Raw genomic sequence first — 14,472 nt, 5'->3', positions numbered from 1 at the left:
GTCTCCAGTAAGGCGTTGAGGCGCATGTAAAACCTGTGTAGGAGCGAGCTTGCTCGCGATGCAGGCGCCTCAGTTTGCTTGAGTTGCCGTGCTGATGCCTTCGCGAGCAAGCTTGCTCCTACAGTGTTGTTCTGGTCAGTCCAACTTGCCCAGTTGCGGTTTTTGCGGCGGTGTTGGTTCGGATGCGCGTTCGGGCTCGGTGCCGCTCGCGGGAGCCTCCGGGCCGATTGGGACCAGTTTGTACTCTTGGCCCTGCAAGTTCTTGAGGTACACCTCCATCTGCTGGAACGAGATGTTGATCTGGTGGTTCTTGAACTCACGGTTGATAAAGCGGTTCACTTCGTCGATCACGGGGTTACGGTCGCCCAGATCACGCACGTGCATGCGCAGTTCGTGGTCGAGGGTGCTGGCCCCGAAGTTGAGGAAGTACACGTGGGGCTCGGGGTCTTTTAGCACGCGCGGGTTTTCTTGCGCGGCCTTGAGCAACAGGTGCTTGACCAAGTCCAGATCCGAGCCGTAGTCGACGCCAAGTTTGAGCGTCACGCGGGTAATGGTGTCGGTCAGCGACCAGTTGATCAGTTGCCCGGTAATGAAGGTTTTGTTCGGGACAATGATGTCTTTGCGGTCGAAGTCCGTGATGGTGGTCGCCCGGATGCGGATTTTGCTCACGGTGCCAGACAGGTTGCCAATGGTGATGGTGTCGCCAATACGCACCGGGCGTTCAAACAAAATCATGATCCCGGAGATGAAGTTGGCGAAAATTTCCTGCATGCCAAAGCCCAAGCCTACCGACAGCGCTGCTACCAGCCACTGCAACTTGTCCCAGCTTACGCCGAGGGTCGACAGGGTGGAGACAAAGCCAATGCCAATAATCACGTAGGTCAGCAAGGTGGTGGTGGCATAAGCACTGCCTTGCCCCAGGTCAAGTCTGGACAGCACCAACACTTCAAGCAGGCCGGGCAGGTTGCGCGCCAGAGCGATGCTGAGGCCGATGATGACCAATGCTCCAATCACATCGCCGATGCTGATGGGCACCATGCTCATGGTGGCGCCGCTGCCGCTGGTGTATTCGTACAGCGTGATGTTGTCGAGGTAGGAAAACACCGAAATCAGATCGGCCCACACCCAGTACAGAATGCCGATAAAACCGGCAAGCAGCGCCAGACGAATCAGTCGCAGTGACTGTTGGTTAACTTGTTCGATGTCCAGCGTGGGTTCTTCAATGATGGCATCGTTGCCTTCGCCCGCTTCTTTGGCAGCTTGACGCTTGGCCAGTGCGCGTTGATACGCCAGACGGCGAGCGGCTACAGCCAGCCCGCGCACAAACGCGGCTTCGGTCACCAGCCAGAACATCAACAGATAAAGGGTGTTGATCAGGCGATCGCTGAGCTTGAGCGCGGTGTAGTAATAGCCAAAGCACACCGCCACAAACAAAGCCAAAGGCAGAAGGGCGAACGCAAAGCCCAGCAGCTTGCGCAGGCGGTAGGCTTTTTTCTCGGTTTTGTCGTTAAGCAGCAAGCGACACAACAACCAGGCCATAGCGGCATAACAGCTCAGCACCACAATCAGGCCCAGCACGTCGTCTGCCAGCGCGGCGGGTTGTTGCTCAGCAAAAGCGACCACTGCCACCAATGCCAGCACCACAAAACCTAGTTTGCGAACCCAACTCTGCAGGAATTCGACCAAGGGTTTTTCCCAGCGGAAATGCAGTTCAGCCACGCCACCGGGCGCCAGAATACGATACGCGGTGTAGAACACCAGCCAGGCTTGGGCCATTTGGATTAACGATGAACCCAAGTTGGCGTTCATACCCCGCGCATCGGTTTGCAAGGCATAGCCACACAAGGCCAGCGCCAGTGAAACAGGCAGCGCGAGCAAAATGTTGATCAGAATCGCCAAGGGCGTGTGCCATTGGCTGTCGCGCTTGAAGTGGCCAATGTCTTGATGGATTTTGTTCAATTTGCCGTAGAGGTATCTGCGCTTCCACAGCAAGGCCACGATCAACAGTGCCAAGGGCAAAAACAACAGAGGGCGCTGGGCCAAACCGTCAGCCAGTTCGCTGAGGCCAGTTGTCCAGGGCAGGGTGAGCACCTGTTGTTTGAGCTGGCGCGGGGCGCCTTCGAGCCATTCCAGATCCAGTGGTTTGTTGCTCGGGATCCAGAACATCTGCTCATCAAGGGTGGCGCGCAGGCTTTGGGCGGTGCTGAGCAGTTGTTTCTGGTTCAGTTGCAGGGTGATTGTTTCGTTAAGCAACGCGCTTAACTCGCGGTTCAGCCGCTCTAACAGGTCGCTGCGGGTAGTGACCAGTTCGAGCAAGGTCTTGCGCAATTGCGGGGTCACTTGGTCGGCAGGCTGTGTGGCCAGCAGGTTATCGACGTAGGTGGCCGGGTTGCTGATGAGTTCGCGCTGCTGGTTGATTTCGAACTGATAGAGACGAATATCCGCAATTTCGTCTGCCAGATTTTTGTCCATCTTTTGTAGGCGCGGTAGGGCTTGCTTCTGTTTGTAGAGGATTTTTGACAGTAGCAGGCTGCCTTTGAGCACGCTGATTTGCTCGTCCAACGCTTGATCGCTTTGGGTCACGTTGTCGAGTTGCTGCTTGGTCTCAAGATTTTGCTGGGTGACTTCGTTCAGGCGGTCGGTGCTGAGCAGCAGGTAGTCGGAAAGTTTAAGATTTGTCGCGCTCTCGGTGGCCAACAGGCTGCTACTGCCTGATTTCTGCGCCTCAATGGATTGCTCGGTCACCGTCTGTTGCGACTGCGCCAGACGCTTTTTGTTGATCAGGGTTTGCAGCTCTTGGATCTCTTGATCCTGACGGGCGGTTTTTTCCAGCAGCAGGTCATGCTGACTGCCACTCAGATCCTGAAGTTGGCTGTTGCCCGCAAGCTCCTGGCGGCGCAAAGCGATCAAGGCCGTGAGCGAGGCAGCTTCGGCATTGAGTTTGTTGCGCTGGTCAGCGGTCAGTAATTTGCCGTTGTCGCGCCCCAGTTTGAGGGTGTTGTTGATTTGCTGGATGCGCGTTTGGCTGGTGCTGATTTCGGCTTGCGCCCTTTCTGGGCGGGTCTGCGCAGCAATGCTCATGCTGTTGGCGTTGGCCAACGCCTTTTGCAATTCGCCCTGTTGCGTGGTGCGTTCGGCCAGCATCTGCTCCAGTTGTGGCACTGAAAGGCCACTGTAGCGCTGCTCCACAGGGACGGCTTTGGAGGCTTTGAGTCGAGCCAACTCACGCTGATTTTCGGCCGTTTGCTGTGGTGCATTGCTGAGCTGCTGTTTGACCTCACTGAGGCGCTGTTCGTAATCCGCTTTGGTGGCTAACAGGCTTAGGGTCTGCTCCAACACCGCTTGCAGCGCTTTTTGATCGGCATCGGGTAATTTGCGGTCGGCAATTTTGTCCAGACTTTGCTGAACCGCCTCGGCGGTGGGCGGTTCGGCAGCGTGGAGCATGCCGACTGAAAGGCTCAGACCGAGCAGGACGGTGGCAAAGAACGTGCGCAGAGTTGGCATAGATACCGATCAGACAAGCGTAGGAAAGTTGGGAGTTTAGAGGAACAACCCGGGGCCCGGGGCACTTCCTTCGGGGAATCTGACGCCCACTTTGCCTATCTTGTTCCCTTCCATGACGGCAACGGTCCAAATGGTGTTGTTCCACTCCACTTGGTCGCCGACCACCGGGGCGCCGCCAACTTTTTGCGCGATGAAGCTGCTCAGAGGAAGATCGGGGTCGATGCCGTCCAGTTTGAGGCCGTACAGCGCCGACACTGCGCCCAGTTGGGCGTCGCCTTCAAGTACAAAGTCACCGAAGAAGCGCAGGTCCAGACCGCGGGTAGGCGGCTGGCTGAACAGTTTGCCCAAGGCGGGCAAGTTGTGTTCGTGCCCTATCACGCAGAGCAGATCGCCTATTTCGAGGGTGGTACTGCCCGACGGGTGGAGCAGCATTTGGCCGCGAAACAGTGCCGCAATGCGCGTGCCCTCGGGCATTTTTAGTTCGCGCAGGGCAGCACCAATGCACCAGTTTTGTGCGTCGAGTCGGTAAACAAACAGCTCCCATTCACTGGTGACGTGCACTTCGAGTGCGGCGCGCGAGATAGGTGCCAGCTCAGGTGGCACCGTGACCTTGAGCCATTTAGCGACCCACGGCAGGCTGGTGCCTTGCACTAACAAGGACACCAGCACGATAAAGAACGCCAAATTGAAGTACAGCTGGGCGTTCGGTAGCCCGGCCATCAATGGGAACACGGCCAGAATGATGGGCACTGCGCCGCGCAACCCCACCCAGGAAATAAAAGCTTTTTCACGCCCATGAAAGGCTTTGAACGGCAGTAGCCCCACAATGACTGACAGCGGCCGGGCAAACAGGATCATCCATAGCGCCAGCGCCAGTGCTGGCACTGCGATGGGCAGCAAATCGTGGGGAGTGACCAGCAAGCCCAGCACCAAAAACATACCGATTTGTGCCAGCCAGGCCATGCCGTCAAGCATGTGCAAAATGCCATGACGGCTGCGGATGGGACTGTTGCCTATCACTAGGCCGCAGAGGTAAACCGCAAGGAAGCCGCTGCCGTGCAGGGCGTTGGTCAGGGCAAAGACCACCAGCCCGCCCGCCACCACCAAAATGGGGTACAGGCCGTTGGCAAGGTTAATCCGGTTGACCATTTGCAGCATCAGCCAACCGCCCGTCAGGCCAATGGCACCGCCGATACCGAACTCGCGCAACAGGTTGAGCAGCAGGCTCATGTGCAGGCCGGTTTCGCCGCTGGCGAGCATGTCGATCAGGGTCACGGTGAGGAACACCGCCATTGGATCGTTGCTGCCTGACTCGATCTCAAGGCTGGCCGATACCCGCTCGTTCAGGCCTTTGCCGCCCAGCAGCGAAAATACGGCTGCCGCATCGGTGGAGCCAACAATGGCGCCCACGAGCAACCCCTGGATCAGGTTGAGGTTGAATAGCCACGCGGCCATCAGGCCCGTCAGCCCGGTGGTAATCATTACCCCGACCGTGGCCAGCGATAGCGCTGGCCATAAAGCCACCCGAAAACTCGACACCCGTGTCCGCAACCCTCCGTCGAGCAAAATCACCGCGAGGGCGAGGTTGCCGACCAAATAAGCTGTGGGGTAATTGTTGAAAATGATGCCGCCGCCATCTACGCCAGCGGTCATGCCCACCGCAAGGATAATCACCAGAATCGGGATGCCCAGACGCGAGGACAAAGAACTTACCAAAATGCTCGCACCCACCAGCAACGCGCCGATCAAGAACAGGCTGTTGATGGTCGTCGCATTCAAAGGCAGTACTCCAGAAACGTGAAAGGCGGGGGCGCAGGCTGAACATGCAGTCTGCGTGCCAGCGATTCTAACCTGCACAATTGCAGGGCTGTCAAAAAGGTTTTAGGTGTGGGTGGCTTTAATGCGAGCCGTAACGTGGTTTAGCGCATGCAAATATTTAATCCTGTTTCGCTGGCATCTTTAGGGCGCTTCCTACATCGGCTCTCTCACGGTATCCGTTAGCGTTCACTCTTTTTTGTGCAGACAACCTACTGCGCGCTTTAGAGGAATCACGCATGCCCCACATGGCCCAGCAAGCACGCTTTAGCTTGACCATCCAAGGTTGTGAGGATGAGCTTCACGTGCTGGCGTTCAAGGGCGATGAAGCTATCAGCACGCCCTTTGCCATACAGATTGAGCTGGTCAGTGATCGCTCAGGGCTTGAGCTTGAAGCGTTGTTGCACAAAAGTGCTTTTCTGGCGTTTGAGCCGCAGGGCAATGGCATTCATGGGCAGATCGAGCGAATTGAGCAGGACAGCCCCGGTACGCGACTAACCCGTTACCGTCTGACGCTGGTACCGCGCTTGGCCTATCTGGCTTATCGCACCAACCATCGTATTTTTCAGAGTTTGACCGTGCAGCAGATCATCGAAACGGTGCTTGGAGAGCACGGGATCTTCAGCGATGCCTACACGTTCTCTTCATTTTCGACGTATGCGCCTCGGGAATACTGCGTGCAGTACGGCGAGTCCGACCTGCACTTTATTCAGCGGCTGTGTTTTGAGGAGGGTTTTCATTACCACTTCAGGCATTCGCCTGACGAACATGTATTGGTTTTCGGTGATAAACAGCAGGCGTTCACTTCAATCGTCCTGCCAACGTCCTATGTGCATGGCGGCGGGATGGTGGCCCAGCAGGCGGCGATTAATCGTTTTGACCTGCAGTTTCAAGTGCAGACCAACCGTACCTTTGCCCGCGATTACGACTTTGCCAAAGCCAGTCGCACCTTGAGCGCCGACAGTCAGGCAGACCACAAAGAGCGGGCGCTAGAACACTATATTTACCCCGGTCGCTTTGCCGAAAAGGCTCAAGGCGAGCGCCAAGGGCTGCGGGTACTTGAGCGTCATCAAACGGGCTATCGACAGGCCAGTGGCAGTAGCGACCAGCCCAACTTGCGCAGCGGTCATTTCCTGTCGATGAGTGAGCACCCACGCCCGGCATGGAATACCCAATGGCTGCTGACGGACATTCATCACGAAGGTAAGCAGCCACAGGTGCTGGAAGAGTACGGTTCAAGTTCGTTGATGGCTGATACGAGTGGTTTTACCCAAGGCTACCGCAACACTTTTTATGCCACCCCGGAAGACGTGAATTGGCGCCCACAACAGGCCTATGACAAACCCCGTATTCTCGGCAGCCAAACCGCCCGGGTCACGGGGCCAGAGGGCGAAGACATTCACTGCGACCCCTATGGTCGGGTCAAGGTGTTGTTCCATTGGGATCGCTTGGGTGCCCACAACGAGACCAGCAGTTGCTGGCTGCGGGTGTCATCCAGCTGGGCCGGGGACAGTCATGGCAGCGTGACCATTCCCAGGGTGGGCATGGAAGTGTTGGTCACCTTTTTAGAGGGCGACCCCGATCAGCCGTTGATCTGCGGTTGCCTGATCAACAGCCTCAACCCGGCGCCGCTGCAACTGCCTGAGAACAAAACCCAAACCGTACTGCGAAGCCGCAGCACGCCGGGAGGTGGCGGTTACAACGAACTGCGCATTGAGGATCGTAAAGATCAGGAACTGATCTACCTTCACGCTCAGCGCGACATGGCACAACACATCAAAAATGACAGCCGATTGGAGGTCGATGGTCAGCGTGAAGAAATCATTGTTGGCAATAACGTTTGCGTGATTAACGCTGAAGATCAACGCACGGTAATGGGCGATCGCAAAGTGCTGATCAAGTCCAGCGATCACTTGCAGGTAGCGGCCAGTAGCCATACTCACGTGGGGCAAAATCTTGCAGCTGAGGCAGGGTTACAAGTGCACCTCAAAGCAGGTGCTCAAATAGTGCTTGAGGCTGGAGCGGCCATCTCATTGATGGCGGGTGGGCAGCACATTCTGATCAGTGCCGCAGGCATTTACAGCAGCAGCCCGATTATGTTGGGTGGTGCTCCGGTGCCGGGAGCGCCAGCGTTACTGGCAACGCCAGACCCTCTTTTGGCTTCGCACACCCCTTACTTGCTGCAAGCACAGCGCGCGAACCTGCTGAACCAGCACGCGGTATGCGCTGTTTGCGAAGAGGCTGCCAAGAAAAGCGAGAGCGAGTCGTGATTGACATGCCTGCACTCCCGCACAGCCTGCCTTGGTAATTGAATGCCTATGTTCTGCTTGATGGTGTGAGACTGCCTGATTTAGCGAAACTGATGACTGTCAGTGTGCGCGTTGGTTTGGGCCCATTGAGCAGGTGTGTTTACCCGACAGCACTTAGGGCCAGCGGCATGCGCATAAACGGCCAGCCGATATCGCTGAGGTTGAGCTGTCCATCTTGAGCTTGACTGATCAAGAGCTGGCGGCGCTGGGTGAGGTCGAATTCCGGCGCTGTATCTAATGAGAAAAGCATGATTGTTTAAATAAAAAACCGGACGCCCTTTAACAGGCGTCCGGTTTTTTATGAAGCGTTCAGACCTTTAACCGATGGTCATCAAGCTCGCATTACCGCCAGCCGCAGCGGTGTTGACGCTCAGTGCGCGCTCGATTACCAGACGTTCCAGGGCAATGTTGGTTTCGCCTTGGGACAGACCTTGCACGCCGACAATAGCGCCTGCGCGTTTGGCCACTTGCTGGCACACATCACGCAGTTGGTCGCAGTCGCCGTGATGCAGAACGGCGTCGAAGATCACGTCGTCTTTGGTCCAGTCAGCCACCAGTTTGATGCGTGCCTGTACTTCTTTTGGCAAACGAGCAAGCAGCGCTTTAGCCAGTTCGCTTTCTGGCATTACAGCCGAGCTGCCTACGGCCAGTACCGCAGCCAGTTGGGTCAGCAGATCGCTTTCGACTTCGGCCAGGCACAGCACGTGTTCACGCGGCAGGATGGCATAGCTGTTGCGCTCGCCAGTCGGGCCGTTGAGCAGGCGCGTGATACCGCTTTGTGAGTGCGCTGCAAACTCGGTGCACAGTTCGGCCAGTGCAGGTTGCTGATTGCTTTGAGCCCAGGCTTGCAGGGCGCTGAGCGGCTTGCTCAATGCTTCGCGTGCTTGGGTGTCTGGCGCCGTGATGGCGTCCACTTTGGCGAACGATTGTTCAATCGCATCGCTTGGGCGGGTCGACAGCAGGCGGAACAGGTACAGCGGGCCACCGGCTTTAGGGCCAGTGCCCGACAAGCCTTCGCCGCCGAAGGGTTGCACGCCGACTACAGCGCCTACGATGTTGCGGTTGACGTAGACGTTACCGGCATTGACGTTGTTGACCACTTTGGCAATGGTTTCGTCGATGCGGGTGTGTACGCCCAGTGTCAGGCCATAACCCGAAGCGTTGATCTGTGCGATCAGTTGGTCGATGTCTTTGCGCTTGTAGCGAATCACGTGCAGCACTGGGCCGAAGATTTCGCGTTCTAGCTCGTCGAAGCTTTCCAGTTCAATCAAGGTCGGCATGACGAAGGTGCCGCGTTTGCATTCTTCGATGTCAGCAATGGCCATTTGGTAAACGTGACGGCCTTTGTCGCGCATGCCCTGGATGTGTTGCTCGATCCCGGCTTTGGCTTCGGCGTCGATTACCGGGCCAATGTCTACGTTAAGGCGCTCAGGGTTACCCATGCGCGATTCGGCCATCGCGCCTTTGAGCATTTCGATGACGCGATCTGCGGAGTCTTCCTGCAAGCACAGTACGCGCAACGCCGAGCAACGCTGGCCTGCACTGTCGAACGCCGAGGACACAACATCGATGACCACTTGTTCGGTCAGTGCCGAGGAGTCGACGATCATTGCGTTCTGGCCACCGGTTTCGGCGATCAGTGGAATTGGACGGCCTTGAGCGTCCAGGCGGCCAGCGATGTTACGTTGCAGCAAGCGAGCAACTTCGGTGGAGCCGGTGAACATCACGCCTTTGACGCGATCGTCGCCCACCAGTCGGGCACCAACAGTTTCGCCACGGCCCGGCAGCAATTGCAGCACGCCCTGTGGGATACCGGCTTCGAGCAATATGCGCACGGCTTGCGCGGCGACCAGCGGGGTTTGCTCGGCAGGTTTGGCGAGCACTGGGTTACCAGCGGCCAATGCAGCAGCCACCTGACCACTGAAAATCGCCAGCGGGAAGTTCCACGGGCTGATGCAAACCACTGGGCCCAGTGGGCGGTGGGCATCGTTGGTCAAATCGTTGCGTGCCTGCACAGCGTAGTAACGCAGGAAGTCCACGGCTTCGCGCACTTCGGCGATGGCGTTGGCGAAGGTCTTGCCAGCTTCACGAGCCAGCAGGCCCATCAGCGGCTGAATCTCAGCTTCCATCAGGTCAGCGGCGCGTTCCAGAATGGTTGCACGTTCAGCAGGCGGAGTGGCCTGCCAGATCGGCGCCACATTCAGGGCGCACTGGATAGCGTTGTCGGCATCTTCAACAGTGGCTTCTTGCACATGGCCCACCACGTCACGCAGGTCGGACGGGTTGAGAACAGGTGCAGCCGCTTCGCTGCTCGACGGGCAACCGAGCATAGGCGCGGCTTGCCAGTCGTTGTGAGCGGTTGCCAACAGCGCGCAAGACAGGGATGCCAAACGGTGTTCGTTGGCCATGTCGATGCCGCTGGAGTTGGCGCGTTCGCTACCGTACAGGTCACGCGGCAATGGGATACGCGGGTGTGGCAAGCCGAAGCCGCCTTCTTGCGTAGCCATGTGCTCGATCGTGCTGATTGGGTCTGACACCAGTTCCTGGATCGAGATGCTGTGGTCGGCGATGCGGTTAACGAACGAGGTGTTTGCGCCGTTTTCCAGCAGGCGGCGTACCAGGTAAGCCAGCAGCGTTTCGTGAGTGCCGACCGGCGCGTACACACGGCACGGACGGTTTAGTTTGCCTTCGGAAACCTTGCCGACCACTTGCTCGTAAAGCGGCTCGCCCATGCCATGCAGGCACTGGAATTCGTACTGGCCAGGGTAGTAGTTCTGACCCGCGATATGGTAAATCGCCGACAACGTTTGGGCGTTGTGGGTTGCGAATTGCGGGTAGATTGCTTCCGGCACAGCCAGTAGCTTTTTCGCGCAGGCGAGGTAGGAAACGTCGGTGTACACCTTGCGGGTGTAGACCGGATAGCCTTCCAGGCCTTCGACTTGGGCGCGTTTGATTTCGCTGTCCCAGTACGCGCCTTTAACCAGACGAATCATCAGGCGATGACGGCTACGGCGAGCCAGATCAATCACGTAGTCGATCACATACGGGCAGCGTTTTTGATACGCCTGAATAACAAAGCCGATGCCGTTCCAGCCGCTCAGTTGTGGCTCGAAGCACAGGCGCTCCAGCAGGTCGAGCGACAGCTCAAGACGATCTGCTTCTTCGGCATCGATGTTCAGACCGATGTCATATTGCTTGGCCAGCAAGGTCAGTGACAGCAAGCGCGGGTACAGCTCGTCCATCACGCGCTCGTACTGGGCGCGGCTGTAACGTGGGTGAAGGGCCGACAGCTTGATCGAAATGCCCGGGCCTTCATAAATGCCACGACCGTTGGACGCTTTGCCGATCGAGTGGATGGCTTGCTCGTAGGACGCGAGGTACTTCTGTGCGTCATGCTCGGTCAGTGCGGCTTCACCGAGCATGTCGTAGGAATAACGAAAACCCTTGGCTTCAAAGCGCGTGGCATTGGCCAGTGCTTCGCCGATGGTTTCGCCGGTCACAAACTGCTCGCCCATCAGGCGCATGGCCATGTCGACGCCTTTGCGGATCATCGGCTCGCCACTTTTGCCGATGATGCGGCTCAGGGAGGAGGTCAGGCCCGCTTCGTTGTGCGTGGACACCAGTTTGCCGGTCAGCAACAGGCCCCAGGTCGCAGCGTTCACAAACAGCGATGGGCTGTTGCCCAAGTGAGGGTGCCAGTTACCGGTGCTGATTTTGTCGCGGATCAGGGCGTCGCGAGTACCTTTGTCCGGGATACGCAGCAGCGCTTCGGCCAGACACATCAGTGCCACGCCTTCTTGCGAAGACAGGGAGAATTCTTGCAGCAGGCCTTGCACGATGCCGGCGCGGCCACCGGCGCTCTTTTGATTGCGCAGTTTTTCAGCAATCGAGGCGGCCAGGGCTTGAGTGGCTTCAGCCATAGCTGCTGGCAGGCGAGCTTGTTCCAGCAGCATCGGAACGACTTCGGGTTCCGGGCGGCGGTAGGCGGATGTAATCGCGGCGCGCAGTACGGACTGCGGCAGGATGCTTTCTGCGAATTCCAGGAAGCACTGATGTGCGTGGTCGGTTTGTACGTCGTCGGCGTCATCACCACTGTTGCCAGGGATGCCACTCAACTCGGTCAGGGTTGCACCACCCTCGAGTTTTTCCAGGTAATTGAAGATTGCCTGCTTGATCAGCCAGTGTGGCGTGCGATCAATCGAAGTTGCAGCGGCTTTAAGGCGCTCGCGGGTTGGGTCGTCAAGTTTGACCCCAAGGGTGGTAGTAGCCATATTTTTATCCTCATGGGTGCCACATCTGCGTGGCATCAGCTGGCGGCAAGATTAGCTGTGCGCACAAAGAGGTGCAACCTAGTGCAACCCGTTTTTGTTGCGAATTGACTGACACTTCGTCAGGAATGTTGGAAGCGACTGAATTCAGCGCACCCGCTTGGTGCTTTTCGTTAGTCATGTGTTGTTTTTGCTCCGAAAAGGAGCAAAAAACCTGAATTGAGACGAAAAGGCGACAAGGTGCAACTGGCCTGACAGAAATTGGTTGCACCTCGTTTGGTTTGTTGCATAGCATTCGCAGCTAAGGTGCAACCACCTGTTTCAGTTTGGTTCATCAACTGATGGATTTCCTGGGGAAACATCAGTCATAAATGCGCGGCCCGGCGACTCGTCTCAAACAGGACGTTGATGAGCGTACGGCCAGACCGCCGCTAAACATAAAAACAATGCCAGGGCTTAATTCAATGAGTGTTACTAACCCAACCTTGATCACGTTCGTGATCTATATCGCGGCAATGGTGCTGATTGGCTTCATGGCCTATCGCTCCACCAATAACCTGTCTGATTACATTTTGGGTGGTCGTAGCCTGGGTAGCGTCGTCACTGCCTTGTCTGCTGGTGCCTCTGACATGAGCGGCTGGTTGTTGATGGGTTTGCCGGGTGCAATCTACATGTCCGGCCTGTCGGAAAGCTGGATTGCCATTGGTCTGGTGACCGGTGCCTACCTGAACTGGCTGTTTGTTGCCGGTCGCCTTCGGGTGCAGACCGAGCACAACGGCGATGCGCTGACCCTGCCTGACTACTTCTCCAGCCGTTTTGAAGACAAAAGCGGTTTGCTGCGGATTATCTCGGCCGTCGTGATTCTGGTGTTCTTCACCATTTATTGCGCTTCCGGCATTGTGGCGGGTGCTCGCCTGTTTGAAAGCACCTTCGGCATGTCTTACGAAACAGCCTTGTGGGCCGGCGCTGCGGCGACCATTGCTTACACGTTCGTGGGCGGCTTTTTGGCCGTTAGCTGGACAGACACCGTTCAAGCAACCTTGATGATTTTTGCGCTGATCCTCACGCCAATCATTGTGTTGCTGGCCACTGGTGGCGTTGACACCACCTTCCTGGCTATCGAAGCTCAAGATCCAAGCAATTTCGACATGCTCAAGGGCACAACGTTTATCGGCATCATCTCGCTGATGGGTTGGGGCTTGGGTTACTTCGGTCAGCCGCACATTCTGGCGCGCTTCATGGCCGCTGATTCGGTCAAGTCGATCGCCAAGGCGCGTCGCATTTCCATGACCTGGATGATCCTGTGCCTGGCCGGTACTGTGGCGGTGGGCTTCTTCGGTATTGCCTACTTCTCGGCACACCCGGAAGTGGCAGGTCCTGTGACTGAAAACCCGGAGCGGGTCTTCATTGAACTGGCCAAACTGCTGTTTAACCCGTGGATTGCAGGCGTGTTGTTGTCGGCCATTCTGGCGGCGGTCATGAGCACCTTGAGCTGCCAGTTGCTGGTATGTTCCAGCGCCCTGACAGAAGACTTCTACAAAACCTTCCTGCGCAAAAACGCTTCGCAGGTGGAGTTGGTGTGGGTCGGTCGTGCAATGGTGCTGCTGGTTGCCTTGATCGCTATCGCACTGGCCGCTAACCCTGAAAACCGCGTGTTGGGCTTGGTGAGCTACGCATGGGCAGGTTTTGGTGCTGCTTTCGGCCCAGTGGTACTGATCTCGGTACTGTGGAAAGGCATGACCCGTGATGGCGCATTGGCCGGTATTTTGGTCGGTGCTATTACCGTGATTGTTTGGAAGCACTTCAGCCTGTTGGGCCTGTACGAAATCATTCCAGGCTTCATCTTTGCCAGCGTGGCTATCTTGGTGGTCAGCGCTATGGGCCAAGGCCCAAGCAAGAAGATGATCGAGCGTTTCGACGCTGCTGAAAAAGATTTCAAACTCAATCGCTGAGTGAACTGAGCCAAGGCTCAGTCTACTGGTGCTAAAAACGGCCCGCTTCCTTTGGAGGTGGGCCGTTTTTTTGAGCTTAAGAATGTGTGTGAGTTAACGCTGCGGCGCGGGGTAAGAGGCTTCGCAGGGGTGTGACAGAGGTGTCTGAACGTGTTTTGAGGGGGTTAAACCGAACTAGCCTTGTTCGAGTGTTCGGCTTTGAACACTTAAATAAGGAGCTTAAACGTGCGAAAAAAAATGATCACCGGCGATATTTCCTTGCGTGATATTCCGTTTCTAATGAGCAGCCATTATGTCTGGACGGTCAGTTTGTATGCCGTGCAGTTAGATGGCCGCCCGAAGGTGTTAATGCAAACCACGGGGTATACAGCCATCCAGACGCCGTGGCTTTTTGCGTTTTACCTGAACGATGACCATGTGGCGGGCAGCATTGAAGGCTACGGCATTCAGGTTGAGGTGCTGGACAAACAAGTGGTAGTGGCCGATGTAGATCAGCGTTTCTCCATTGCTTGGCAGGCCGATGCACCGAGTGTGCAAACCCTGTTTTTGCAACCTCAGGCAATTTGATGGGGACACCGTCTGGCGCGGTGGTGGGCATACCCCCTGACGTTATTCGCTGCACAG

The 14,472-nt window shown here is 56.8% G+C and carries 7 protein-coding genes; 3 read left to right on the top strand and 4 right to left on the bottom strand.

All coding sequences use genetic code 11. The features are described from left to right. Positions 1-135: 135 nt before the first annotated feature. Complete coding sequence (mscK, locus tag ACZRJQ_RS11040) at positions 136-3,504, bottom strand: mechanosensitive channel MscK (protein WP_463978392.1); 3,369 nt, start codon at positions 3,502-3,504, stop codon at positions 136-138. 36 nt (positions 3,505-3,540) lie between these two features. Continuing rightward, positions 3,541-5,283 (bottom strand): potassium/proton antiporter, encoded by a 1,743-nt coding sequence (locus ACZRJQ_RS11035; protein WP_463978391.1) that lies wholly within the window; start codon positions 5,281-5,283, stop codon positions 3,541-3,543. Between the two features lie 275 nt (positions 5,284-5,558). On the opposite strand from ACZRJQ_RS11035, the gene ACZRJQ_RS11030 reads away from it, so the two are divergent. After that, positions 5,559-7,589, top strand: a complete 2,031-nt coding sequence (locus ACZRJQ_RS11030) for a type VI secretion system Vgr family protein (RefSeq protein WP_463978390.1) — start codon at positions 5,559-5,561, stop codon at positions 7,587-7,589. 139 nt (positions 7,590-7,728) lie between these two features. Here ACZRJQ_RS11030 and ACZRJQ_RS11025 read toward each other — a convergent pair whose 3' ends face one another. Then, positions 7,729-7,878: a hypothetical protein gene (locus tag ACZRJQ_RS11025; RefSeq protein ID WP_463978389.1), complete on the bottom strand. Its 150-nt coding sequence runs from the start codon at positions 7,876-7,878 to the stop codon at positions 7,729-7,731. A gap of 67 nt (positions 7,879-7,945) precedes the next feature. Next, positions 7,946-11,899 (bottom strand): trifunctional transcriptional regulator/proline dehydrogenase/L-glutamate gamma-semialdehyde dehydrogenase, encoded by a 3,954-nt coding sequence (gene putA, locus ACZRJQ_RS11020; protein ID WP_463978388.1) that lies wholly within the window; start codon positions 11,897-11,899, stop codon positions 7,946-7,948. A 461-nt stretch (positions 11,900-12,360) separates the two neighbouring features. Here putA and putP point away from each other — a divergent pair, with 461 nt between their 5' ends. Beyond that, a complete protein-coding gene (putP, locus tag ACZRJQ_RS11015) occupies positions 12,361-13,848 on the top strand; it encodes a sodium/proline symporter PutP (RefSeq protein ID WP_463978387.1) in 1,488 nt (495 codons plus the stop codon). Between the two features lie 225 nt (positions 13,849-14,073). Beyond that, positions 14,074-14,415 carry a hypothetical protein gene (locus tag ACZRJQ_RS11010; RefSeq protein ID WP_463978386.1) on the top strand — a complete coding sequence of 114 codons (342 nt, stop codon included), beginning with the start codon at positions 14,074-14,076 and terminating at the stop codon, positions 14,413-14,415. The last annotated feature ends 57 nt before the right edge of the window (positions 14,416-14,472 follow it).

The sequence above is a fragment of the Pseudomonas sp. E315 genome, assembly GCF_055406205.1.
This window is presented reverse-complemented; position numbering and strand designations above follow the sequence as displayed.

Bases quoted from the DNA above. Each gene is read 5' to 3' on its own strand.
- mscK (WP_463978392.1), bottom strand. From the start codon at position 3,504: ATGCCAACTCTGCGCACGTTCTTTGCCACCGTCCTGCTCGGTCTGAGC.
- ACZRJQ_RS11030 (WP_463978390.1), top strand. From the start codon at position 5,559: ATGCCCCACATGGCCCAGCAAGCACGCTTTAGCTTGACCATCCAAGGT.
- ACZRJQ_RS11025 (WP_463978389.1), bottom strand. From the start codon at position 7,878: ATGCTTTTCTCATTAGATACAGCGCCGGAATTCGACCTCACCCAGCGC.
- putA (WP_463978388.1), bottom strand. From the start codon at position 11,899: ATGGCTACTACCACCCTTGGGGTCAAACTTGACGACCCAACCCGCGAG.
- putP (WP_463978387.1), top strand. From the start codon at position 12,361: ATGAGTGTTACTAACCCAACCTTGATCACGTTCGTGATCTATATCGCG.